This window comes from Enterobacter hormaechei subsp. hoffmannii, from assembly GCF_001729745.1.
Classification (GTDB): Bacteria; Pseudomonadota; Gammaproteobacteria; order Enterobacterales; family Enterobacteriaceae; genus Enterobacter; species Enterobacter intestinihominis.
The window spans coordinates 2,561,949-2,584,708 of the sequence record NZ_CP017186.1 but is presented as its reverse complement, the minus strand read 5'-3'; the positions used below and the strand labels follow the sequence as shown (position 1 = coordinate 2,584,708).

Here is a 22,760-nt window from a genome sequence, read left to right as displayed (position 1 = left end):
GACAGCCGTATGACGAATACCCCTGCGATGAACCGTTATAGCTGGTATGGCAAATTACCCAGCGCCGGAGATTTTTTGCAGCGTCGCTTTCCGGATACCCTGCAACGCCAGTGGTCGCACTGGTTTCAGGTCGGCCTGCTGGCCTGGCAACAGGAAGAGCAGCGCAGCGGCGAGCGCCCGTTTTCTAAAGCCCCGGTGTGGAACTTTGTCGTCCCGCCGATGCTTGGTAGCCAGATGATTCAGATGGGCTGCCTGCTGCCGGGCCGTGACAGCGTAGGCCGCCACTATCCGGTATGCCTGCAACTGAGTTTCACCCCGACCGAGTGGTCATCCCGTCTGCTCGGGCAGGCTGAAAGCTGGTACCAGCAGCTTGGCCGTCTGGGGCTGCACGCGGTGCGTAACAGCTATTCTGCCTCCCAGCTGGATGAAATGCTGATGACCATCCCGGCGCCCCAGCCGGTTGAGCCGCAAAAGCGTTCCGACATTCTCGACGTGATTGGCTATGACGACGAGGGTCAGAGCACGCTGGGCTGGCCGCAGGCGGCGGAGTGTTTTGATCCGCTGCGCCAGACCAGCTATTGGTGGACAAACCGCTGCGACGGCTATCCGCTTTACACCCACGTCCACAGCGGAAACTTCACCGGGCAGCTCTTTACGCTGCTGTTCGATCCGGCAGGCGGCGCCCGTCCGGGCCGCCACGGTCTTTACCCGCCTATGTTTGAATAAGCAGGGATCTTATGAATATCGATGAATTTCTCGCGCCGATAAGCCCCGATAACCCCTGCGGTGAAAACCTGGAGTACGACGCTGATTTCCAGGCCATGGGGCAGGCCAGTCAGGGCAAAGCCGAACAGCAGTTTGGCGACACCATCATTCCGGCAGAGCCTGCCGACTGGAACACGGTGGAAAAACTCGCCACCAGCCTGCTGGGCCGCACCAAAGATCTTCGCGTCATGCTGGCGTTAACCCATGCCTGGACGCGTCGTCGCGGGCTGGCAGGTTACGCCGACGGGCTACTGCTGGTGCAGGAAGCCCTGTCCCGTTACTGGGAGCAACTTTACCCGCTGCTGGAAGAGTATGGCGAAACCGATCCGTTCTACCGCATTAACGCCCTCGCCGGGCTGAGCGATAAATCTGACCTGACGGTCGCGGTGCGTAACGCCTCACTGCTCCGCTCTAACGGCGATGAGATTTCGCTCCGTGACGCCCAGGCGCTGCTTGACGGCAGTAAAACAGAGTGTCCGGATTATCCGGGCGGTCGTCCACGACTGATCGATGAGCTGGCCCGGGGCGATCAGCCCGGCACCGAAGCGGTAATCGTGATCAACGAACGCCTGCTCGCCATCCGCGAACTGCTTACCGGCTATCTCGGGGAAAGTGGCGTACCGGAGATGGAACAGCTGCTGAAAACCGTCGGGCTGGTTTCCAGCGCCTGTCAGGTGACCGATATCAGCAAGCTGCTGCCGAACCGTGACGCGCAGGCTGAGCAGCACGCCGAGCCGCAGCCAGTGGCCGCGTCGCCCGTTCAGCAGGTGACGGACTGGCGCAGCGTGCAGGTGACCAGCCGCGCCGACGCGCAGCTGATGCTGGAAAAAGCGAAACAGTATTTTGCGCAGTACGAACCCAGCCACCCCGCACCGCTGATGATTGAACGGGTGCAGCGGCTGTCTGAACTCAACTTTATGGACATTATTCGCGACCTGGCGCCAGACGGCGTTAACCAACTGGAAAACATCTTTGGACGCCGCGAATGACGCGTCCTGGCATTATGACGACAGGCATGGAGTCTGCCGTTTCACCTTCACCGCGCATCTTTGATGGAGAACATCATGGCAATGAGTAACAGTGGACAGAAATTCATCGCACGCAACCGTGCTCCCCGCGTGCAGATCGAATACGACGTAGAGATCTACGGCGCAGAACGCAAAATTCAGCTGCCGTTTGTGATGGGCGTTATGGCCGATCTGGTTGGCAAGCCGGTGGAAAACCTGCCAGCCGTCGACGAGCGTAAGTTCCTTGAAATCGACATCGACAACTTCGACGAACGCATGAAGGCGCTGAAGCCGCGCGTGGCGTTCCAGGTGGAAAACACCCTGACCGGCGAAGGTAAGCTCAACGTCGATCTGACCTTTGACAGCATGGACGACTTCCTGCCGGACGCGGTAGCCCGCAAAGTAGAGCCGCTGAACAAGCTGCTGGAAGCGCGCACCCAGCTCTCTAACCTGCTGACCTACATGGACGGCAAAAACGGCGCGGAAGAGCTGATTGCAAAAATCCTTCAGGATCCGACGCTGCTCAAATCCCTGAGCCAGATGCCAAAAAATGACGAAAGTGCGAAAGGTAGCGAGGAATAATCGATGAGCAACCAGACTCAACAACACGATCAGCAGGCGGGCCAGGCCTTCAGCCAGGACGAGTTCAGCGCGCTGCTGAATAAAGAGTTCCGCCCGAAAACCGATCAGGCGCGCTCTGCCGTAGAAAGCGCGGTAAAAACCCTGGCGCAGCAGGCGCTGGAAAACACCGTGACCTTCTCAAACGATACCTACCGCACCATTCAGAACCTGATTGCCGGTATTGACGAGCAGCTTTCACAGCAGGTGAACCAGATCATTCACCACGAGGAGTTCCAGAAGCTGGAGAGCGCCTGGCGCGGGCTGAGCTATCTGGTGAACAACACCGAAACCGACGAGATGCTGAAGATCCGCTTTATGAGCATCTCCAAGCAGGAGCTGGGCCGCACCCTGAAGCGCTACAAGGGCGTGGGCTGGGACCAGAGCCCGATCTTCAAAAAAATCTACGAGCAGGAGTACGGCCAGTTCGGTGGCGAGCCGTTTGGCTGCATCGTAGGCGACTACTACTTCGACCACAGCCCGCAGGACGTTGAGCTGCTGGGCGAGATGGCGCGCATCGGCTCTGCGGCCCACTGTCCGTTCATTACCGGCACCGCGCCGGGCGTGATGCAGATGGAGTCCTGGCAGGAGCTGGCTAACCCGCGCGACCTGACAAAAATCTTTCAGAACACCGAATACGCCGCCTGGCGTTCACTGCGTGAATCGGAAGATGCCCGTTATCTGGGCCTGGTCATGCCGCGCTTCCTGTCGCGACTGCCGTACGGCATTCGCACCAATCCGGTCGACAGCTTTGACTTTGAAGAGCAGACCGACGGCGCGAACCACAACAGCTACTCCTGGGCGAACGCGGCTTACGCGATGGCCGCCAACATTAACCGTTCCTTCAAAGAGTACGGCTGGTGCACCTCGATTCGCGGCGTGGAGTCCGGCGGGGCGGTGGAAAACCTGCCGTGCCACACCTTCCCGAGCGATGACGGCGGCGTGGACATGAAATGCCCGACCGAGATCGCCATCAGCGATCGTCGTGAAGCCGAGCTGGCGAAAAACGGCTTTATGCCGCTGGTTCACCGCAAAAACTCCGACTTCGCCGCCTTCATCGGCGCGCAGTCCCTGCAAAAACCGGCCGAGTACCACGACCCGGATGCCACCGCTAACGCGCGCCTGGCCTCCCGTCTGCCTTACCTGTTCGCCTGCTGTCGTTTTGCTCACTACCTGAAGTGCATCGTGCGCGACAAAATCGGCTCCTTCCGCGAGCGCGAAGAGATGGAACGCTGGCTGAACGACTGGGTGATGAACTACGTGGATGGCGACCCGGCTAACTCCTCCCAGGAAACTAAGTCCCGCAAACCGCTGGCGGCTGCGGAAGTGCAGGTGCAGGAAATTGAAGACAACCCGGGCTACTACGCCGCGAAGTTCTTCCTGCGTCCGCACTACCAGCTGGAAGGCCTGACCGTTTCCCTGCGTCTGGTATCTAAACTGCCGTCGCTGAAGACGAAGGACGCGTAATGATGATTGCCGGCCCGAAGGGGCCGGCAATTTGAGCGGAAGAGCTTAGCTTGTTTCTGTCAGTGAATAAGGATAGCCGGTGAAACATATACTTTTGATCGCGACCAGTTTGCTGGCAGTTTCTACTCTCGCAAGCGCGGACGCAGGAAATTACAAATACCCTCAAGCGGAAGCATTGCCTCAGGATGACACATCAAACTTCCAACGCGATCCGACGCTGTTAACAGGGTACGATTTAAATCTGAGTGCAGAGCGTTTTGCTAAAGCCTGGCTGTCGAAAACGAATGAACGTGAACGCATTAAGGCAAATATGTATCTTCTCGGCGTAGTCGACGCGTCTGAGGGCACTGCATGGTGCAAGGGCAGGCCTTTTTTGCCAAATACAATACATGAGTTTCTCTATTCTCGTTTTGCGGACTTATCGAAACAGCAAGGCGAGGAACGCGCTTCAAAAATCATCATTGACGGCATGAAAGAATTACGCCCGTGCAAAAAAGGAGAGTGACAGATGAGACCATTATACGAACAACTTAAACGTCAGCATTACTCTTCAAATCACACACGCGCGGGTTTTGCCTCGGGTGAACAGGTTTTTTCAGAAATTGGCTACGATTATTCGACGATTATCAAGCAACAACCGGCATACGAAAATACCTGTGCGGTAAGAATGAGCCTGGCATTGTTAAAATGCAATGTTGAATTTACAGGGCGTTTACCCATAAAGACCGGTCCCTATAAGGGAAAAACAATCGAGCCTGGCGCAAAATTACTTGCCGATCAGCTTTATAAATCCCATGTGTTTGGCAAGGCAGAAATCTTTAAAGACCGCGAGGCTGGTGCACGCTCAATGTTGGGCCGAAAAGGTGTTGTTTTCTTCAATAAAATTGATGGGTATGGGGGTGGTCATATCGACCTTATCGAGCCTCTGAGTAATAATTCGTTTATATGTAACTCCGATTGCTTTCCGTACTGTCAGGAAATCTGGTTTTGGGAATTAAAATAATTATATTCAGGTTTCTAAAGACCGCATTTCTTTTGCTCACTTGCTTATCTTTTTCTGCTCGCGGTGACAACCCTTACGTTGATTTTTATCAGCAGCAAACATACCGGCAGGTGGTAAAAGATTTGGTCCTGGCGCGCTGCCTTGCGCAGGTTGCAGATAAAGGCAGTCAATTTTCTGCTGATGCGGCCCGCAGTGCGAGTGCATTTATTGAGTGGATGCCGTTTGATGCTGAAAACGGTACTGACAAAGTTAACGCCATTATTGGGAAGTATAAAAACCAAATTAATGGTTTCCACTCGGAGCGCAAACCTGATGTAAAAGGCGTAACCTTAAATTGTCTACGTCTTTATCATAGCGACGAACTGAATAAACTGGTTCCGCAGCTCATCATTGGCGATCCTGATCGTACCTGGATTCAGGATAATCCGCCGTAGTAAAAGACTTCACATTCTTTCCGTTCATTCAGGGGGAATGTAAGACTGTCAAATGACACGGGTCGTTTGATATGAGGCAGAGGTAAAATATGGACGGTTTTATTCAGCCCCATGCTTTCCTGTTTGCCATATAAGGGCTTTTTCGAAAGCAATATTGTTCATCCACGAAGAGTAGATATTATGGCTATTGATATGTTTCTGAAGGTCGAGGGTGTTACGGGCGAATCTAAAGATTCTAACCACACCGGCTGGACTGACATTACCTCCTTCTCCTGGGGCGCGTCCCAGCCAGGTAATATGAGTGTGGGTGGTGGCGGCGGTGCCGGTAAAGTTAACTTTAACGATCTGCACGTTAACGCTCTGATCGACAAATCCACTACAGCAATCCTGAAACACTGCGCAAGCGGTAAACACCTGACCAAAGTTGAACTGTCCGTCTGCAAAGCGGGTGGTCAGCAGGTTGAATATACCCGCATCACCCTGGAAGACGTTCTCGTGACTTCCGTTCAGTACACCGGTGCCGACAACGGCGATACCGTTGGCGTGACCTATGCATTCCAGGCTGCGAAAGTGAAACAGCAGTACTGGGAGCAGACCACTGCCGGTGGTAAAGGTGCTGAAAGCAGCGCTGGCTGGAACATTAAAGAAAACAAAGAAGCGTAATTGTTCATCCATGACCGGGGAACCTCCCCGGTCATGATGATTGATTCCAAATATGTTGCAGGTGAATGATGATTAGAGAGTTAAACGTAATATCAATCGCATTAGCCTGTAGTGCTTGCATTTCACCACCTGCACAGTATTAGAAACTTTCTGTTACGTTAAAAAAACAAAATCCCTTGTTTTGATATCAGGCTGGATTCAAATTTTATTGGGCCTGTATCAGTTTACGCACCATCTGTAATGAAACGCGTTGGTAATCAATGGAAAACTATTAATTCTCATGACCAACTTCCAGCAATGCATATCTTGATTACAGAGGAGTGTATTCGTCTGAATGAGGTTGACTGGCGCAAAAGTGAGTATGATGTTGTATTGAAGATTGTCAATGAAAAAACTGCTATTCGATATGCTGCACGGTTAATATTAAAGAAAGGTATAAGTTGCGAGTTACTTTTAACGGCAAGTGAATGATATAATTTTCAAACCTCGGTGTTTCGAGAGTGCATCGGCGTTTGAATGTTTATTTAATTATAAAATAATTAAACAATTCACCACTGCAAACTCTGGACAACTATGTGTGTTGATTAAAGGGTTTAAATATGACACATCGTTCAACCGTTAGCCCGGGCTACTGTGTGGTCCAACATCCTGGAACTTTAGATTATCAAGCTCGATTATTGTTTAATAATGTCAATAGCGAAGCCGCTAGATACTTTATGCAAATAAACAATGACACACCTTGGTTGAAACCAGGGCAGTTACTCATCGTGGCTGACCCAGACAACACGAATCAGTCATCGCAACTGAGTATTCTTTCCAGGGCAAAACAGAAAATTAACCATGCGCTGGCATCATTAAACACATCGGTTGCAGAGTATCTCCACGCTAATTATGACAATATTTCCGCATTGACTTCTTTAGGTGATAAACTAGCTGGGAATGCTGGTGATTTAGGTGAGAAATATTTCAGGCAAATTGAAAATATACTCATTAAAATTGAGAAGACTTATCAGAATCAGTTTATATCCCAAGGTTCTTTAATTGGTCAGCAGTTTTATATGGAAAGAAGGGCGTTATTCTCTCAGCTAAAACCTTTATTAAATAACGTAAGCAAGCTAACACTTAAGATTCAAACCTACGAAAATATTAAAAAAGCATTGAACTTATCAAGCCGCTCTATCGTCCATGAATGGAGTACGGTTGGTATCGGCGCGATCCCTGGATATTCAGATTATATTGTACGCTCTTCTCGCGCGGCTAGTATTATGAAAGCAGGGGGCTGGATCTCACTAGGTTTCTCTTTTTTGAATACTTCTAATGATGTTTATAAAGCCTGTACTGTCGATCGTGAAGATGAATGTGGAAAAATTGCTGTTACTGAATATAGTAAGTTTGGTGGAGGTACGCTTGGTGCTGCGGGAGGAGCCTGGGCTGCGTCTTTAGGTACTGGCGCTCTTTGCGGTGCAATGGGAATACCTACGATGGGTACTGGTGCCCTTGTGTGTGGAATTGTTGTAGGACTAGGCGCTACTTCTGCGGGAGCCTGGATGGGTACTAAAGGAGGGGCTGAATTGGGTGAAGGGATTAGTAACTTGATTTTTTCTGGGGACGAATAAATGTATGGAGATTTGCGTTTAATATTGCTTTTATTGGTTTTTTTAGGACTGTTTGCTTCTTTGTGTTTTTATTTTTATTTTTATCGTAAATATTCCCTGGAGCTATCAAAATCATTTCATATTTTGAGTGATAAGCAATATTTAGAAGTAAACGATTATCTTTTTTATGAACAACTTGGTCTTCCCGGATTTGCGCATCGTGTGTTCCTTATGAAAAGGATTTTGGCTGGAAAAGCCACAAAGCAAAATAGCAAAAAAAATCTCCCTCCGGAGGCAGAGGCATTAGTATCATCGATATACGATTTCTCATGGATAAAAATGTTTTACAGGATGACACTTTTTGTTGTCTTTTTGATGCTTCTATTGTTCTTATTGATTGCTACAGGACCCTAAAAGCATGTCATCTTTATGCCTGGCAAATATAACGTTATTGTTTCTTGTGCTTTTATTTATTAACGTTGTAATCATGGATGTTTACAGTTCTCGGTTTTTTAAAAAACACGAGTCAGATTATAAGTGGCTTCTCTCTGAATATCGCCAAAAAGGCTACGATCTCGATCTGGTGACAAATTACGCATCTTTTTTTGGCTCGCTGGCGAACTATCAAAAAATAATCTGGTTTGTTCGTCTTCGCAAAGGCGTGAAGATGAAATTTACCAAAGACAGAAATGTTCAGGATGATGCCTATAAATTCGTTCAGGCTTTACCGGAAGAGAGAATCGGCTGGATATTAAAACTGCATCGACGCTATAAAGTTCAGGCCTTACTTTTTACGCTATGGCTGCTTATCGGCATTATTTTCCTGAATGTAGTCAAATAGCTTTAATCAGCCCTTAACCCCCAAACCCCGCCGTTTTCACCCCCGAGAGCGGCAGCGTTTGAGCGCTAATCATACCAGCAGGAATACGCCATGCGATTCACGATTATTTCTACGAAACCCGGTCATCAGCCGCCGCAAAGCAGCTGTGATTTTTATGCCCCGGGCGGCACCATTGGGCGCGGTACGGATAACAATCTGGTGCTGCCGGACAATGACCGCACCATCTCGCGTTTGCAGGCCATCGTTCACGTCGACGCCAGTGGCGAATGCCGCGTCACGAACCGCGGCAGCGTTACCCGCGTGGTACTGAATGATATCCCGCTGGAGCGTGGGCGTCAGGTTGAGCTTCAGGACGGGGATATTCTCGGTATTGATGATTATCGCATTGAAGTCAGCGAACTCATTCACGACACCCAGCCCGTAAGCCGCATGGCGGCCAGCATGCAGCAGGCGCGCCCAGCGGCGACACCTGCTCCGGCGCCACAACCGAAACCGGCCAGCGCCGCGCCTCGCGGAAAAGCTGAACCTACGGCCGTGCCGTCGGAAATCTGGGACAGCCTGATGCAGGAGTTCTCCATCTCCGACAGCATCTCCAGCAATCGGGCAAAGCCACAGCCCGCGGCCTCCCACGACCCGTTCTCCCAGCCTGCGGCCCCGGAGCGGAATGCCGAAGACCCGCTGGCGATGTTCAACGATGCCGATCCGTCGCTTGAACGTAAAAACGTGGACCCGGACACGCTGTTCAGCGATGAAGCGTTGTTTAAAAAAGAGAGCATCTTTGACGATGTCACCCCTTCAACGCTGGTACAGCCGGACGAAAGCAAACCTGCCCAGCCAAAGGAAGAGGCGTCGGACGAACTCGATCCGTTAGCCCTGTTTGGCGGGTCGGCGAGCGCACCTGCCGCGCGTCACGATGACCCCCTCGGCCTGATGGGCGGCGCGCCGTTAACCCATCCGGATGAAATCGTGGAAGATAAGCCGGAGCCAAAGCCTGAAGCGCAAGCCGCACAGGAAGAGGATGCGCTTGCCAGCTCACCGCTGTTCGATCCGGAACCGACTGAACCACAGGACGCGCCGCGCGCGGAAGAGGAGCCCGCGCGTCCCGATTACGCTGGCTTCACCATGCCAACGCCGCAGGCCGTGGCGCGCAGCAACGCGCAGGCGCCGAAAGGCCGCCTGCGTATCGACCCGGTTAAAAACGCTGCATCGCCTGCTGCCTCCACGCAGACCGGCGAGCGGGGCGAGGTGCTTCAGGGCGAACTGCTGGAGGCGCTGCTGGAGGGCATGGGCCTGAGCGAAATGCAGCCGGTGCCGCAGTTTGACCGGGAAAATATGCGTCAGCTGGGGCAGATCCTGGGCATGTTCTCGCAGGGGACCGTGGCGCTGCTCTCCTCGCGCTCCATCCTCAAGCGTGGGGTGAAGGCTGATATGACCATGGTGCTCGACGATGCCAACAACCCGTTCAAGCTGCTGCCAACCGGTAAAACGGTCCTGATCCAGATGTTCGGCACGCCGATGCCGGGCTTTATGCCGCCGACCAAATCGGTGCGTGATGCGCTGATCGATCTGCAGGCGCACCAGCTGGGGATGATCTCCGGTATCCGCGCCATTATCGCCGCCATGCTGCAATCCTTTAACCCGGAACAGCTGGAAGAGCAGGCGAAACAGAACGGAATGACGTCACGCCTGGCGCTGCCGGGCAGCCGTAAAGCCGCGCTGTGGGATTATTTTGTTCGCAGCTATGGCGAGACGGCGGGCGAGATTGAGGACGACTTCCACACCCTGTTTGGCGAAGCCTTCCTCCATGCCTATGACATGGAGGTCAATCAGTACAAAGACTCACAAAGCGGATCCGAAGAAAAATGAATATCGCAACGGCTTCTCTCTCCCGCCAGGGGACGCGCGCCAGCAACCAGGATCAGACGGGAGAAACCATCGGGGAACGTTCAGCCTGCTTTGTCGTCTGTGACGGCATTGCGGGCCTGCCGGGCGGCGAGGTGGCCGCTGAGCTGGCCCGCAACAGCATTATTTCCCGCTTTGACGGCGACAAGCACCTGAATGCGCAGCATATTCGTGACTACGTCCAAACGGCGAACCGCACCATCCTCAGCGAACAACAGGCCGTGCAGGACTATCGCCGGATGGGCACCACGCTGGTCAGCCTGTTTATCGACAGGGATTACCGTCTGGCTTACTGGGCGCACGCTGGAGACAGCCGCCTGTACCTGTTTCGCCGCGGCTGGCTGTGGCACGTCACCACCGACCACAGCCTGGTGCAGCAGATGAAAGATGCCGGGCATCAGACCGACGATCTCAACAGCAACCTCCTGTATCTGGCGCTGGGTATTGAGAATGGCGGACCGGAAGCGAGCTACAGCGATGTCGTGCAGGTTGAAGACGGTGATGCGTTTTTACTCTGCACCGACGGTTTCTGGCACGGCGTCAGCGAAGAGCAGATGAAACAGTCGCTGCACATGGTCAATACGCCACAGGAGTGGCTGACCTTGATGAACCAAATCATTCAAAAGAATGCTGAACAGGAGGGCAAAGCTCAGGATAACTATACCGCCGTGGCGGTGTGGATGGGCAACCCTCAGGACACCACTTTGCTGCATACGCTCTCTGACGCAGCACAATTTCTTCCCTGCGGAACTGATTAGACACACAAGGATTGATATGAAACTTTGGCTATCGGGTTTGGCTCTTCTGACGGTGGCGACCACCGCACAGGCTGAAAACTTCCGCATCGTGCAGTCTCCTGCGCAGAAGCTGGATATCTGGATCGACAACATTAAAGACAATACGCCGCAAAGCTGGTGTAAGGCGGACGTGGCGCTGCGTATCGTGGCGAACGGCAAGAAAGAGGTTTCGGTGCTGGAAAACTTCGTGCCGCGCCTTGGCTCGCTGCTGGAGCACCAGTGCAGCAAGCTGAATACCCTGAACTGGACGCTTAACGATCCGGAAGGCACGACGCTTGCCCGGGGCACAGCGGCTAAAGCGCAGGACTGGGCGCTGGTGGTGAAACAGCAGGAAACGGCGGCGGCAACGACCACCACCTCAGGCGCGCTGCTACCGCCTGACCAGAATCCGGAGACGCACACCGTGGCGGCAGATCGTACGCCATGGCAGGAGTTCACCCTTCAGGACGGTTGCCACCTGCGCACCTTCTGGGAGGGCGGTTCCTCCGCGCCAGCGCTGTTTATTCCCGATTCCGACACCACTCGCTGCGGCAACGGCAGCTGGCTCAGCGGCCACACCGTGGTGACGCAGAATCGTAACGGGACGCAGAAAGCGATTCCGGTCACCTACATTCACGGCTTCCCGGTGATGGGACTGAACAACGCGGTCGATCCTGAAAAGGCGCTGATCACCTCCGTCAACAAAGAGCGCATGGTCTTCAGCACCCCGAACAGCGATCAGAGCTGGATGATCCTGCCGTACGACAGCACCCTGAACGGCTGGAAGAGCAACGGCACGGTGGCGGTGGAAATCACCCGTGAGATCGCCAGCGACGACGCCAGACTCCAGGCGCGTATCGCAGAGGTGAAGAAGATCTGGAGCGCATGGATTACACCGGGCGCGGAGCTGAACGTTGTTCTGATTGACACGCTGCGTCCGCAGCTACGCGATCCGGCTGTGGGCGCCTGGCGCGCGGCGAATTAAGGAGGGGCTATGAATACGCTTTATCAACGTCTGGCGGGTGAGTCGATTAGCGACGCGCTGCTTCGCCTGGAAGCCGAAATCAAAGCTCGTCCGGCGGATGCCGATCTGCGCGCTGCGTTTGTGCAGTTTCTGATCCTCAGCGGCAACTGGGCGCGCGCCCTGACCCAGCTGAAAAGCTGGCTGGCGCTGAAGCCGCAGGCAAAACCAACCGTGACGCTGCTGGAGCAGGCCATTCAGGGTGAACAGCAGCGGGCGCGCGTGTTCGCGGGAGAGGTACGACCGGCAATGCCCGAGGCGCAGTGGCCGTGGCTGACCATGTTAGCCCAGGCGCTGACCGAAAGCGCAGGGCATGCGCAAACGCTGCGCCTGGCGGCACTCGAACAGGCCCCGGCAAGCTGCGGGCAGGTCACGCTGGAGAATGAAGAGAGCCACACCTTTGAATGGCTGATGGACGGCGATGCCCGTCTGGGGCCGGTGTGTGAAACTCTGGTCAATGGCCGTTATTTCTGGGTGCCGTTCTGCGCCATCGACACGATCCGTTTTCAGGCTCCGGCCAGCGTGACCGATCTGGTGTGGCGTCATGCGCTGGTCCGCCTCACGGACGGCACCGAGCAGGTGTGTCAGATCCCGGCGCGTTATCCGTTTGCTGACGGAGCGCCAGACAGCGTTAAGCTGGGGCGCACCACCGAGTGGCTTCCACTCGACGATGACGGCACCCTGTATGAAGGCATGGGGCAGAAAGCCTGGCTGAGCGAGCAAAGCGAAAGCCCGCTGCTCACCCTGAGCCTGGTGACGTTCGCCGCGGATGGCGCGGATGAGTAATCCCGCTGGCGAAGGCGATCTGCTGCGCAGCGGCTGGCAGGCCCGCAGCAGGCAGGAGAAAGTGGGGGCGCGCGACAAAATGCAGCCGTCACTGCTGGATCGCCTGACGGATAACGATCCGGAAAAAAAACGCGAGTCCGCCAACAGTAATCTGATTACCCACGCCGCGCTGCGTCGTAACGTCCTGCGGGATTTACAGTGGTTGTTTAACACCATTAACCACGATGCCTCCAGCGATCTGAGTGGTCTGACGCAGGTGAGCCGTTCTGTCGTTAACTTTGGCGTGGCGCCGCTGGCGGGGAAAAGAATGTCCGATATCGAATGGCACGACATTCAGCGCAAGCTCACCGAAGCGATTATTAACTTTGAACCGCGGATCCTGCCGCAGGGGCTTCAGGTTCGCTGCGTGTCCGATACCTCCTCATTAGATCTGCACAACGTGCTGTCTATCGAAATCAAAGGCCGCCTGTGGTGCGTACCGTATCCGCTGGAGTTTCTCTTTCGCACCGACGTCGATCTTGAGAACGGCCATTTTGAACTGAAGGATGCGGGGTAATTATGGAAAGCAAACTGCTCGAATATTACAACCGTGAACTGGCCTATCTGCGCGAGATGGGCGCGGAGTTCGCCGAACGCTACCCAAAAGTGGCGGGGCGGCTCGGCATGCGCGGCATCGAAGTGGCGGATCCGTACATCGAGCGCCTGATGGAAGGTTTCGCCTTCCTGACCTCCCGCGTGCAGATGAAAATGGACGCCGAATTTCCACGCTTTTCACAGCGTATGCTGGAGATGATTGCGCCAAATTATCTGGCGCCTACGCCGTCGATGGCGATCGCTGAAATTCAGCCCGACAGCAGCCGGGGCGACCTGAGCAAAGGCTTTATTGTGCCGCGCGGCACCATGATGGACAGCCTGGCGCTGAAAAAAACCGGCGTTACGTGCAGCTATACCACGGCGCACGAGGTCAACCTGCTGCCGTTAAAAATTGAGCGGATCGAGCTGGGCGGCGTTCCCGCCGATCTGCCGCTGGCCCAGCTCGGCCTGAGCCAGCGGGGGATCAGCAGCGCCTTACGGATCCGCATTGCCTGCGATGGCCCGCAGCATCTTGGGCACCTGGATTTTGACCGCCTGGAGTTCTTCTTAAGCGGCCCGGACATCGAGGCGCTGAAGCTGCTGGAGCTGGTGATGGAGCACCACGCGGGTATTGTCTGCCAGACGGTCAGCAAGCAGCCCCAGCGCCAGCTGCTGTCGTCTGACGCCCTGCGTCAGGAAGGCTTTGATGCGGATCAGGCGCTGCTCCCGGACGATCTGCGTAACTTCGACGGCTATCGCCTGTTGCAGGAGTACTTTGCGTTCCCGGCGCGTTTTCGCTTCATCAGCCTGAGCGGGCTGGGCAAGCTGATCCAGCGCTGCGAAGACGAAAAAGCGTTTGATATCTTCGTTCTGCTCGACAAGAGCGACGATCAGCTGGAGCGCGTGGTGGAAGCCAGCCACATGGCGCTGCACTGTACGCCGGTGATCAACCTGTTCCCGAAAGTGGCGGCCCGGCAGAAGCTGAGCGAAAGCCAGCATGAATACCATCTGGTGGTCGATAACATCCGCCCGCTGGATTATGAAATTTATGCTGTGAAAAAAATCTATGCCAGTGCGGATGGTCAGCGGGACGACCAGACGTTTCGTCCGTTCTGGAGTACCTGGAGCGGAGACGCGGGCAACTACGGCGCCTATTTTTCCCTGCGCCGTGAACAGCGCGTCCTCTCTGAACACGCGCTGCGCTACGGCACCCGTACGGGCTATATCGGCTCGGAGGTCTTCGTCTCGCTGGTGGATGCGCAGCACGCGCCGTGGCAGGAGAATTTGCGCTACATTTCCGCCGAGGTGCTGTGTACCAGCCGCGACCTGCCGCTGATGCTCCAGCAGGAGCTTGGGCAGTTTATTATGGCCGACTCCATGCCGGTGAAGGCGTTAACCCTGCGTAAAGGCCCGACGCCGCCGCGTCCGGCGCTGGCGGAAGGGTTCAGTACCTGGCGGCTCATCAGCCAGCTGCAAATGAACTACCTCAGCCTGATGGACAGCGAAAACGAAGAGGGCGCTGCCGCGCTGCGTCAGCTGTTAGGGCTGTACGCTAACCTCGCCGAGACGCCGGTTGCCCGTCAGGTGGATGGCGTTCGTCACTGCGTGCTGGAGCCGGTGCACCGCCGCGTGCCGGAACCCGGCCCGGTGGTGTTCGCCCGCGGGATCGGCATCACCCTGACGGTGGACGAACGCGCCTTTTCCGGTGCCAGCCCGTGGCTTTTCGGCAGCGTGCTGGAACGCCTTTTTGCCCGCCTGGTCTCCATCAACAGCTTTACGGAGTTCACGCTCAAGAGCCAGCAGCGCGGCGAAATTGGCTACTGGGCGCCGCGCATGGGTAAAAGGGCGCTGGTATGAGTGAAGTTGCCCCTGCAACGCTGCGCGTGCATCGCCTGACGCCGCTGCCCGATGCGTTCTGGCGCGGAGTGCGCGAGACGCCGTGGCGCTACGATCTGTTTCAGCTGTTAAGACGTATTGATGCCCAGGGCGGAGAACGTTACCCGCTGGGGCGCGCGCCGCTGCCTAAATTTGAGCCGCTGCGTATTGGTCAGCAGCCTTCAATGGGGTTTGCGCCGTCAACGGTTGCCGAGGTCCGGCAGCGGGAAGAGAACGGACTGCATGAGGTTTCCATTCTGAGCTTCGGCCTGTTTGGTCCTAACGGCCCACTGCCGGTGCACATGACCGAGTATGCCCGCGAGCGTATTCATCATCATCAGGATCACAGCCTCAGCGCGTTTGCCGACCTCTTTCACCACCGCCTGACGCTGCTGTTTTACCGCGCCTGGGCGGACGCGCAGCCTGCCGTTTCACTGGATCGCGACGACAACAGGCGCTTCGAAGGGTATCTTGCATCGCTGATTGGCATGGGTCAGCCCGGCCAGATGTCGAAAGGCAGCCTGAGCCCGCATGCCCGCTTTACTCACGCCGGTCACCTGACCCGCCATGGGCGGGACCCGGAAGGGCTGGAGAAGATCCTGCGCAACTATTTCAACATTCCGGTCAGGTTGGTGGCCAATGTACCGCAGTGGATGCCGCTCTCAACGCGGGAGCAGGCACAGCTGGGTGAGGGGCGTCGCCTGCCGCGCATGGGGGAGTCCGCTTTTCTCGGCATTGCGGTACGCGACGTGCAGCATAAATTTCGTCTTGAGATTGGCCCGTTGAGCGCAGACGAATACAACCGTTTTCTGCCGGGTGAAGGGTGGGTCACCGAGCTGCGCGACTGGGTGCGACAGTACGCCGGGGTGGAATTTGAATGGGAAACACGGGTGATCCTGCGCGCCGATGCGGTGCAGGGCACCACGCTCGGCAGCGCCGGGCGATTAGGGTACAACACCTGGCTGGGCCTTCAGCCTCAGCCTGTTCCGCGTGGCGATCTGGTGTATCGCGCAGAGCGATAATCCTTCCGTATACCGAATCATTGTTAATGGAAACTAACATGTCAGAAATTAGCCGTGCCGTGCTTTTCGGCAAACTGGATACGCTGTTATTTACCTCTCTGGAAAGCGCGACTGCCTTCTGTAAGCTGCGCGGCAACCCGTACGTTGAGCTGGTGCACTGGCTGCATCAGCTGATGCAGCAGCAGGATGGCGATCTGCAACAGGTCATCCGTCACTTCGCCCTTGATGAACAGCAGCTGACGCGCGATATCGTGGCGGCGCTGGATGCCCTGCCGCGTGGCGCGAGTTCCGTCTCTGATCTTTCCGAGCATATCGACAGCGCCGTCGAGCGCGCATGGGTCTACGGCTCGCTGAAGTTTGGCGTCAGCCGCATCCGCGGCGGCCATTTGTTGATCGGCATACTGAAAACGTGGAATCTGGCTAACGTGCTGAAAAGTATTTCGGCGCAGTTCACCCGTCTTAACGTCGAGGTGCTGATCGAGCAGTTCGACGCTATTTGCGCCAGCAGCAAAGAGAGCCAGCAGGCCGCCGCCGCTGCGGACGCAGCTGCCGGGGCAGTACCGGCTGCGCAGGGCACGCTGGCGCAGTATGGTCAGGATCTGACGGCGCGCGCCCGGGATGGGAAAATTGACCCGGTGGTGGGGCGCGATGAAGAGATCCGCCAGATGGTCGATATTCTGATGCGTCGTCGCCAGAACAACCCCCTGCTGACCGGGGAAGCTGGCGTCGGGAAAACGGCAGTGGTGGAAGGGCTGGCGCTGCGTATCGCTGACGGCGACGTGCCTGAGCCGCTGCAAAACGTTCAGCTGTGGCTGCTGGATATCGGCATGCTTCAGGCCGGAGCGGGCATGAAAGGGGAATTTGAGGCGCGCCTCCAGGCGCTGATTAACGAGGTGCAGTCCAGCGCCACGCCGATTATTCTGTTTATCGATGAGATCCACACCCTGATTGGCGCTGGCGGCCAGCAGGGCACCGGCGATGCCGCTAACCTGCTCAAGCCTGCCCTGGCGCGTGGGCAACTGCGCACCATCGGCGCGACCACCTGGGCGGAATACAAAAAATACATTGAGAAAGATCCGGCGCTGACCCGCCGTTTCCAGACCGTACAGGTTCACGAGCCGGATGAAGCGAAAGCTGTATTGATGCTGCGCAGCACCGTGTCGCCGCTGGAAACTCATCATCAGGTTTTACTCCTCGACGAAGCGGTCAGCGCGGCGGTGAAACTGTCGCATCGCTATATTCCTGCGCGTCAGCTGCCGGATAAAGCGGTGGCGCTGCTGGATACCGCCTGCGCGCGCGTGGCCGTCAGCCAGAGCGCGCCGCCTGCCCAGCTGGAAGACTGCCTGCGTCATCTGGCGGCCCTGGACGTGGAGCTGGAGATTGCCGAACGTGAAGCGCGCGTGGGGGCGGGCGATCCGGCGCGCGTGGCGACATTAAGCGCCGAACGTGACGCGTTCGAAACCCAACGCGAGGCCCTGGCTCGTCGCTGGGAAGAAGAGCGCACGCGGGTGCAGGAAATTATCCGTCTGCGTGCCGCACTGTTTGCGGCGAGTGATGAGGATACGGCTGAACTGCGCGGCCAGCTGGCAGAACAGCAGCAGGCGCTGAAGACCTTACAGGGTGACGAACCGCTGCTGTTTGCCGCGGTCGATGAAAACGTGGTGGCTGCGGTGGTTTCGGACTGGACCGGGATCCCGCTGGGCCGGATGGTGAAAAATGAGATCGACGCGGTGCTGAACCTGGCTGATACGCTGAACCAGCGGGTTATTGGTCAGCGTCACGGTCTGGATCTGATTGCCCGTCGGGTAAAAACCTCGCGGGCGAAGCTTGACGATCCGAACAAACCGGTCGGCGTATTTATGCTCTGCGGGCCGTCCGGCGTGGGCAAAACCGAAACCGCGCTGGCGCTGGCGGAGTCGCTTTACGGCGGCGAGCAGAACGTCATTACCATCAACATGAGTGAATTCCAGGAAGCGCACACCGTTTCGACGTTAAAAGGTGCGCCTCCGGGCTATGTGGGCTATGGTGAAGGCGGCGTCTTAACCGAGGCCGTGCGCCGCCGTCCCTACAGCGTGGTGCTGCTGGACGAAATTGAAAAAGCGCACCCGGACGTGCACGAGATCTTCTTCCAGGTCTTCGACAAGGGCTGGATGGAGGACGGCGAAGGGCGTCACATTGATTTCCGTAACACCATTATTATTCTGACCTCTAATGTCGGTACCGAGCTGATCGCAGCCATGTGCGCCGACCCGGAACTGATGCCGGATCCTGATGCGTTAAGCGGCGCCCTGCGCCAGCCGCTACTGGAGGTGTTCCCACCTGCGCTGCTGGGCCGCCTGCTGGTGGTGCCGTATTACCCTCTGAGCGACGAGATGCTGGGGCAGATTGTGCGTCTTCAGCTCAGGCGCATTCAGCGTCGTCTGGAAGAGAATCACAATATTATTTCTGAATTTGACGACAGCGTGGTCGAACAGATTGTTCAGCGCTGTACCGAGGTTGAGTCGGGCGGGCGTATGGTGGATGCGATTCTGACCAATACGTTGCTGCCTCAGATGAGCCAGATTTTACTTACCGCCAGCCGCAGCGACGAGCAGTACCGACGTCTGCATGTCACCTGCGAGCAGGGCGAGTTCCATTGTCAGTTTGCCGCGTAATAATCATCAAGAGAACTGTAAAAGATGACGGATAATGATAACAATCGGACTGTCCCAAACGCGCTCCCGGTCGGGTACCGTTTCAATGAGTTTGAGATAAAAGAGGTGATTGGCGGCGGCGGATTCGGCATCGTCTATCGCGCCTGGGATCACCAGCTCGAACGCACTATCGCTATCAAAGAGTTTATGCCTTCCTCCCTCGCCGTGCGCGGCGAGGATATGACGCTGGTGCTGCGCAGCGAGCGCTTCGGCAAAGCGTTTTCTGCCGGTCTGAACAGCTTCATCCAGGAAGCCCGCCTGCTGGCGCGCTTTAACCACCCGAACCTGCTGCACGTGCTGCGCTTCTGGGTGCAAAACGACACGGCCTATATGGGGACGCTGTTTTACAGTGGCACCACGCTGTCGCGTCTGCGCGAAGAGAAACCGGAGCTGATTAACGAGGCGTGGATCCGCCGCATGCTGCCAATGCTCTTCGGCGCCATCAAAACGATCCACGATGAGGGCTACCTGCACCGCGACATCTCGCTGGATAACATTCAGATTCAGGATAACGGTCTGCCGGTGCTGCTTGATTTCGGATCGGCGCGCCGCACCATCGGTAATCTCTCGGATGAGACGGAAACCATGCTGCGTCCGGGTTTTGCGCCTATCGAGCAGTATACCGACGACAATGAAAGCGAGCAGGGGCCGTGGACGGATATCTACGCGCTCGGCGCCGTATTGCGCACCCTCATCGTCGGCTCTCCGCCACCGGTCAGCGTGGTGCGTTCGATTCAGGACACCTGCAAACCACTGGTGGAACTGATGCCGCAGGGGTATTCCATTCCGCTGCTTCAGGCCATCGACAAGGCGCTGGCGCTGCATATGGAAGACCGTCCGCAATCTATCGAGGAGTTCGCGGCGCTGATCGAGATGCCCGTCGCCGGTATCGACGAGGTGCTGACCGCGAAGAAGACCGGCACGATGCTGGTGCCGGTGGAAGAGGAGACATCTGCTTCCGCGCTGGACTGGCGACGTTACAAGCTTCCGGGGCTGGTGGCCGCGGGCGTGCTGGTTGGGGTGGTTGCCGGTGCGATGCTGTTCGGCGGCGGCAGCCAGGAAACGCCAGCGCAGACGGCGCAAACCCCTGCCGTGAGCCCTCCGGCTGAAACCTCCGCCGCAGCGGAAACCAGACCAGCAACGGCCGACGTGAGCGAGCCGGTAGCGCCACCTGCTACGGCGCAGCAGAGTGCGTCGCCTGTCGACGCCAGCCCGGTCGCGCTGGTCTATATCCGCATGCTTGATGGCGAGACGCTGAAGGTGAACGGCGAGCCGAAAGCGCTGCGTCCGGGGAATAACGGTTACGCATCGCTGAAACTGCCTGCAGGCGAGACCCGCATTGAACTGGAAGGCAATGGAAGAACGCGTACCCAGACGCTGAATATTGCGAAGCCAGGCACCTGGCTGGTGAATCCGTAAGCCTGCGGGTAACAGGACGGAGCGAATGTATAACATCAAGTTTGTCTATCTGTTCCACGAGAACGTCTCGCCAGCGCTGTTTGCGAAAATAATCCGCCCGTCCGTTGCCGGACAGTGGATTATGTCGGTTCCCGACCATTCGCTGCGCTCGTTCTTCACGCGCTACGATCTGCTGCGCACGATCACCGGTGCGAATCCTTATCAGTCCGGGCGCGATACCCGCACGCTGATCGCGCAGGATTTAGAGATGGGCAGAGTGGTTGCCATTGACGAAAGTTTTCGTGACTGGTCATCAGTAACGGAAATTTTTTATATCAACGCCAAAGGGCAACTCCAGGCTGCCTCGCTGGTCGGCCTGGGCTGGTATCCGGTGAGTACGATTGTTGACCGCTACGAAACCATGGTGAGAACGTACGGATCTCGCCCTGCGCCAACGGTACTGCCAAAACAGGTAGTGAAATCTAAAACGGCACAGGTGCCGGATGAACCTACTCCCGGCAAGGACGGTAAAACCTATGCCGGGCAGCTTCAGAATATGACCAAAGCAGAACGCTGGCAGGCGCGTAAGGATCTGATTGCGAAGGGGAGCAATAGCCTTTATCCGGATGCCCAGATCGCCGCGAAACGTCTGGCGGCGAATAATATCGCGGTGGAAAAAGCGAAGCTTGCGGAAAATATTTATAAGACCGTGAACCCGCTGGAAACCACACCGGGCGTGCCGGAGGGATGGACAGATATCAGTAATGACGATGCGCTGTTAGGAAAGTTCGGGCTGAACAAATCCATGCTCTTTGACGATGATACGTCCCCCAATTTTCTGGCGCGCGTCTATCAACCGAAGCCGGAAGTGTTTGGTGCAGATATGAACCCCACGCTGGTATTCAGGGGATCGCGCGAGCCTGGTTTCGCCTCTCTGTCTGAGAATGTCTCCTCTCTACTGACCAAAGGGGAACTGGCGCCGGTGGTAAACGGGGCTGACTGGTCGAATAACTTCTCACAGGGCATGGGTATGGCTTCAGATTATTATAAAAAGGCCGTGAGTATCAGTAAGGAGCTGGCAAGGTCAGGGCAGAATATTGATATTGCCGGTCATTCCCTTGGCGGTGGTCTCGCCTCTGCAACCTCTATGGGCAGCGGGAAAGCGGGGTGGACGTTTAACGCCGCCGGCCTCAATGCCGGAACCGTAGAAAAATACGGCGGTAAGATATTAGGCAGTACGGATAATATCCAGGCGTATCGGGTTGAAGGTGAACTGCTGACGAAGATTCAGGAAGTTAACCCCTGGGAAGATCTGAAAACGATGAAAGGGCATGTCCCTTCGTGGATCCTCAAAGAGGAAATCTCTGCGCTGAGCCCTAATGCTGCCGGAATATCCCATGATCTTCCCGGTGGAACCGGAAGCGCGCTGGACCGCCACGGAATTAATCAAGCGATTGATTGCATAGAGCAACAGAAGGATGAGGATATTTCGATAATCGGGAGTCGATTGTGAAAAAAGGGTTGATGGCTTTTGTCGCGTTATGTTTTTTATTCATGATTCAGGGGTGTAAGCAGGATATGGACCTTAATCCACAGGACTACTTCAGCGGCCAGCAGCTTGAACTGGCGAAAGCGATTGAGGAAGGCGACGTCGATGCGGTGAAGACGCTTGCGCCAGACAGCGACCTTAATCAACCAGGAAAGCAGGATATGACCCTGCTTTTCTGGGCCCTTGGCAACGCAATTAATGATAAAAAAACGTCGAGCCATTTAAAGGTGATTACGTTGCTAGTTAAGGATGGCGCAGATCCGCTCCAGCCTCGACCGCAGGGAAAAAGCAGTCCTGCTGAATTTGCCCTAAAGGGAGACAGTGCAGACTGGATCGACGCGATGTTGGACGGTGGCCTCTCACCCAACGTGAAAGATAAGGTTTTCCACGAACCGATCGTCTTCCAGTCGCTTAAAGCGAAAAATACAGAGACGCTGGAAGCCATGCTCGATCGCGGTGCTGACGTCAACTCAACCAACTCACTGGGTAAAACGCTGGTGTTTGATGCGCTGGATAACCAGGCTTACGATCATGTCTTGTTGCTGCTCGATCGGGGAGCGGATCCGTCAATTAAGGCCAAAAATGGCTGGTCGATGAGCAATGCGCTCGCGGACGCGCTGAATGGACTTGACCGAGGCAGTGAGCAATACGAGAAATTAAACGAAATAAAAGAGAAGCTCATCCAGAAGGGGGGCGAATGGCCACCCGCGCCGGTTAAGTGATTGCTCAACTGTCATGAACGCCAGAGATAAGGTTTTCGTTTTCTGGGGAT

At 55.9% G+C, this 22,760-nt stretch carries 23 protein-coding genes; all 23 read left to right on the top strand.

Features of this window, described 5'->3' with window-relative positions; translation table 11 throughout:
- Positions 1–9: 9 nt before the first annotated feature.
- A complete protein-coding gene (gene tagF, locus BFV65_RS12155; protein WP_045308303.1) occupies positions 10–726 on the top strand; it encodes a type VI secretion system-associated protein TagF in 717 nt (238 codons plus the stop codon).
- An 11-nt stretch (positions 727–737) separates the two neighbouring features.
- On the top strand, positions 738–1,754 hold the full coding sequence (tssA, locus tag BFV65_RS12150) for a type VI secretion system protein TssA (protein ID WP_015570331.1): 1,017 nt from the start codon (positions 738–740) through the stop codon (positions 1,752–1,754).
- A 75-nt stretch (positions 1,755–1,829) separates the two neighbouring features.
- Positions 1,830–2,354, top strand: coding sequence for a type VI secretion system contractile sheath small subunit (tssB, locus tag BFV65_RS12145; RefSeq protein ID WP_058677561.1), 525 nt, complete (start codon positions 1,830–1,832; stop codon positions 2,352–2,354).
- A gap of 3 nt (positions 2,355–2,357) precedes the next feature.
- Positions 2,358–3,857, top strand: coding sequence for a type VI secretion system contractile sheath large subunit (tssC, locus tag BFV65_RS12140; protein WP_006810956.1), 1,500 nt, complete (start codon positions 2,358–2,360; stop codon positions 3,855–3,857).
- A gap of 79 nt (positions 3,858–3,936) precedes the next feature.
- Positions 3,937–4,362, top strand: coding sequence for a Rap1a/Tai family immunity protein (locus BFV65_RS12135; RefSeq protein ID WP_045308301.1), 426 nt, complete (start codon positions 3,937–3,939; stop codon positions 4,360–4,362).
- A 3-nt stretch (positions 4,363–4,365) separates the two neighbouring features.
- Positions 4,366–4,860 carry a T6SS effector amidase Tae4 family protein gene (locus BFV65_RS12130; RefSeq protein WP_022648411.1) on the top strand — a complete coding sequence of 165 codons (495 nt, stop codon included), beginning with the start codon at positions 4,366–4,368 and terminating at the stop codon, positions 4,858–4,860.
- Positions 4,845–5,294: a T6SS amidase immunity protein Tai4 family protein gene (locus tag BFV65_RS12125; RefSeq protein WP_052952468.1), complete on the top strand. Its 450-nt coding sequence runs from the start codon at positions 4,845–4,847 to the stop codon at positions 5,292–5,294. Before BFV65_RS12130 ends, BFV65_RS12125 begins: the two co-directional genes overlap by 16 nt.
- 180 nt (positions 5,295–5,474) lie before the next feature.
- Positions 5,475–5,957: an Hcp family type VI secretion system effector gene (locus tag BFV65_RS12120; protein WP_014884229.1), complete on the top strand. Its 483-nt coding sequence runs from the start codon at positions 5,475–5,477 to the stop codon at positions 5,955–5,957.
- A 240-nt stretch (positions 5,958–6,197) separates the two neighbouring features.
- Positions 6,198–6,428 carry a hypothetical protein gene (locus tag BFV65_RS23270; protein ID WP_123906481.1) on the top strand — a complete coding sequence of 77 codons (231 nt, stop codon included), beginning with the start codon at positions 6,198–6,200 and terminating at the stop codon, positions 6,426–6,428.
- A 128-nt stretch (positions 6,429–6,556) separates the two neighbouring features.
- Positions 6,557–7,573, top strand: coding sequence for a hypothetical protein (locus BFV65_RS12115; RefSeq protein ID WP_069596696.1), 1,017 nt, complete (start codon positions 6,557–6,559; stop codon positions 7,571–7,573).
- Positions 7,574–7,966, top strand: a complete 393-nt coding sequence (locus tag BFV65_RS12110) for a hypothetical protein (RefSeq protein WP_058677560.1) — start codon at positions 7,574–7,576, stop codon at positions 7,964–7,966. It begins immediately after the preceding gene.
- Positions 7,967–7,970: 4 nt separating this feature from the next.
- Positions 7,971–8,393, top strand: coding sequence for a hypothetical protein (locus BFV65_RS12105; protein WP_063147831.1), 423 nt, complete (start codon positions 7,971–7,973; stop codon positions 8,391–8,393).
- Positions 8,394–8,483: 90 nt separating this feature from the next.
- Complete coding sequence (gene tagH / locus BFV65_RS12100) at positions 8,484–10,259, top strand: type VI secretion system-associated FHA domain protein TagH (protein WP_069596695.1); 1,776 nt, start codon at positions 8,484–8,486, stop codon at positions 10,257–10,259.
- Positions 10,256–11,053, top strand: a complete 798-nt coding sequence (locus BFV65_RS12095; protein ID WP_022648406.1) for a PP2C family protein-serine/threonine phosphatase — start codon at positions 10,256–10,258, stop codon at positions 11,051–11,053. The genes tagH and BFV65_RS12095 overlap by 4 nt, the downstream gene beginning before the upstream one ends.
- Before the next feature lie 16 nt (positions 11,054–11,069).
- Positions 11,070–12,056, top strand: coding sequence for a hypothetical protein (locus tag BFV65_RS12090; RefSeq protein ID WP_023300322.1), 987 nt, complete (start codon positions 11,070–11,072; stop codon positions 12,054–12,056).
- Between the two features lie 9 nt (positions 12,057–12,065).
- On the top strand, positions 12,066–12,878 hold the full coding sequence (locus BFV65_RS12085; RefSeq protein WP_069596694.1) for a type VI secretion system accessory protein TagJ: 813 nt from the start codon (positions 12,066–12,068) through the stop codon (positions 12,876–12,878).
- A complete protein-coding gene (gene tssE / locus BFV65_RS12080) occupies positions 12,871–13,434 on the top strand; it encodes a type VI secretion system baseplate subunit TssE (protein ID WP_015570336.1) in 564 nt (187 codons plus the stop codon). Before BFV65_RS12085 ends, tssE begins: the two co-directional genes overlap by 8 nt.
- A 2-nt stretch (positions 13,435–13,436) precedes the next feature.
- Positions 13,437–15,308, top strand: coding sequence for a type VI secretion system baseplate subunit TssF (gene tssF / locus BFV65_RS12075; RefSeq protein ID WP_063146339.1), 1,872 nt, complete (start codon positions 13,437–13,439; stop codon positions 15,306–15,308).
- Positions 15,305–16,348, top strand: coding sequence for a type VI secretion system baseplate subunit TssG (gene tssG, locus BFV65_RS12070; RefSeq protein WP_022648402.1), 1,044 nt, complete (start codon positions 15,305–15,307; stop codon positions 16,346–16,348). The genes tssF and tssG overlap by 4 nt, the downstream gene beginning before the upstream one ends.
- Positions 16,349–16,386: 38 nt before the next feature.
- A complete protein-coding gene (tssH, locus tag BFV65_RS12065; RefSeq protein ID WP_045621071.1) occupies positions 16,387–19,002 on the top strand; it encodes a type VI secretion system ATPase TssH in 2,616 nt (871 codons plus the stop codon).
- A 24-nt stretch (positions 19,003–19,026) separates the two neighbouring features.
- Positions 19,027–20,460 carry a serine/threonine protein kinase gene (locus tag BFV65_RS12060; RefSeq protein ID WP_069596693.1) on the top strand — a complete coding sequence of 478 codons (1,434 nt, stop codon included), beginning with the start codon at positions 19,027–19,029 and terminating at the stop codon, positions 20,458–20,460.
- A 25-nt stretch (positions 20,461–20,485) separates the two neighbouring features.
- A complete protein-coding gene (locus BFV65_RS12055) occupies positions 20,486–21,952 on the top strand; it encodes a Tle-like phospholipase domain-containing protein (RefSeq protein WP_069596692.1) in 1,467 nt (488 codons plus the stop codon).
- Positions 21,949–22,710 (top strand): ankyrin repeat domain-containing protein, encoded by a 762-nt coding sequence (locus tag BFV65_RS12050; protein ID WP_023300316.1) that lies wholly within the window; start codon positions 21,949–21,951, stop codon positions 22,708–22,710. The genes BFV65_RS12055 and BFV65_RS12050 overlap by 4 nt, the downstream gene beginning before the upstream one ends.
- The last annotated feature ends 50 nt before the right edge of the window (positions 22,711–22,760 follow it).

What these genes read in the sequence shown, in the direction of transcription:
- tagF (WP_045308303.1), top strand. Translation starts at nt 10, where the DNA reads ATGACGAATACCCCTGCGATGAACCGTTATAGCTGGTATGGCAAATTA.
- tssA (WP_015570331.1), top strand. Translation starts at nt 738, where the DNA reads ATGAATATCGATGAATTTCTCGCGCCGATAAGCCCCGATAACCCCTGC.
- tssB (WP_058677561.1), top strand. Translation starts at nt 1,830, where the DNA reads ATGGCAATGAGTAACAGTGGACAGAAATTCATCGCACGCAACCGTGCT.
- tssC (WP_006810956.1), top strand. Translation starts at nt 2,358, where the DNA reads ATGAGCAACCAGACTCAACAACACGATCAGCAGGCGGGCCAGGCCTTC.
- BFV65_RS12130 (WP_022648411.1), top strand. Translation starts at nt 4,366, where the DNA reads ATGAGACCATTATACGAACAACTTAAACGTCAGCATTACTCTTCAAAT.
- BFV65_RS12120 (WP_014884229.1), top strand. Translation starts at nt 5,475, where the DNA reads ATGGCTATTGATATGTTTCTGAAGGTCGAGGGTGTTACGGGCGAATCT.
- BFV65_RS23270 (WP_123906481.1), top strand. Translation starts at nt 6,198, where the DNA reads ATGAAACGCGTTGGTAATCAATGGAAAACTATTAATTCTCATGACCAA.
- BFV65_RS12115 (WP_069596696.1), top strand. Translation starts at nt 6,557, where the DNA reads ATGACACATCGTTCAACCGTTAGCCCGGGCTACTGTGTGGTCCAACAT.
- BFV65_RS12110 (WP_058677560.1), top strand. Translation starts at nt 7,574, where the DNA reads ATGTATGGAGATTTGCGTTTAATATTGCTTTTATTGGTTTTTTTAGGA.
- BFV65_RS12105 (WP_063147831.1), top strand. Translation starts at nt 7,971, where the DNA reads ATGTCATCTTTATGCCTGGCAAATATAACGTTATTGTTTCTTGTGCTT.
- tagH (WP_069596695.1), top strand. Translation starts at nt 8,484, where the DNA reads ATGCGATTCACGATTATTTCTACGAAACCCGGTCATCAGCCGCCGCAA.
- BFV65_RS12095 (WP_022648406.1), top strand. Translation starts at nt 10,256, where the DNA reads ATGAATATCGCAACGGCTTCTCTCTCCCGCCAGGGGACGCGCGCCAGC.
- BFV65_RS12090 (WP_023300322.1), top strand. Translation starts at nt 11,070, where the DNA reads ATGAAACTTTGGCTATCGGGTTTGGCTCTTCTGACGGTGGCGACCACC.
- BFV65_RS12085 (WP_069596694.1), top strand. Translation starts at nt 12,066, where the DNA reads ATGAATACGCTTTATCAACGTCTGGCGGGTGAGTCGATTAGCGACGCG.
- tssE (WP_015570336.1), top strand. Translation starts at nt 12,871, where the DNA reads ATGAGTAATCCCGCTGGCGAAGGCGATCTGCTGCGCAGCGGCTGGCAG.
- tssF (WP_063146339.1), top strand. Translation starts at nt 13,437, where the DNA reads ATGGAAAGCAAACTGCTCGAATATTACAACCGTGAACTGGCCTATCTG.
- tssG (WP_022648402.1), top strand. Translation starts at nt 15,305, where the DNA reads ATGAGTGAAGTTGCCCCTGCAACGCTGCGCGTGCATCGCCTGACGCCG.
- tssH (WP_045621071.1), top strand. Translation starts at nt 16,387, where the DNA reads ATGTCAGAAATTAGCCGTGCCGTGCTTTTCGGCAAACTGGATACGCTG.
- BFV65_RS12060 (WP_069596693.1), top strand. Translation starts at nt 19,027, where the DNA reads ATGACGGATAATGATAACAATCGGACTGTCCCAAACGCGCTCCCGGTC.
- BFV65_RS12055 (WP_069596692.1), top strand. Translation starts at nt 20,486, where the DNA reads ATGTATAACATCAAGTTTGTCTATCTGTTCCACGAGAACGTCTCGCCA.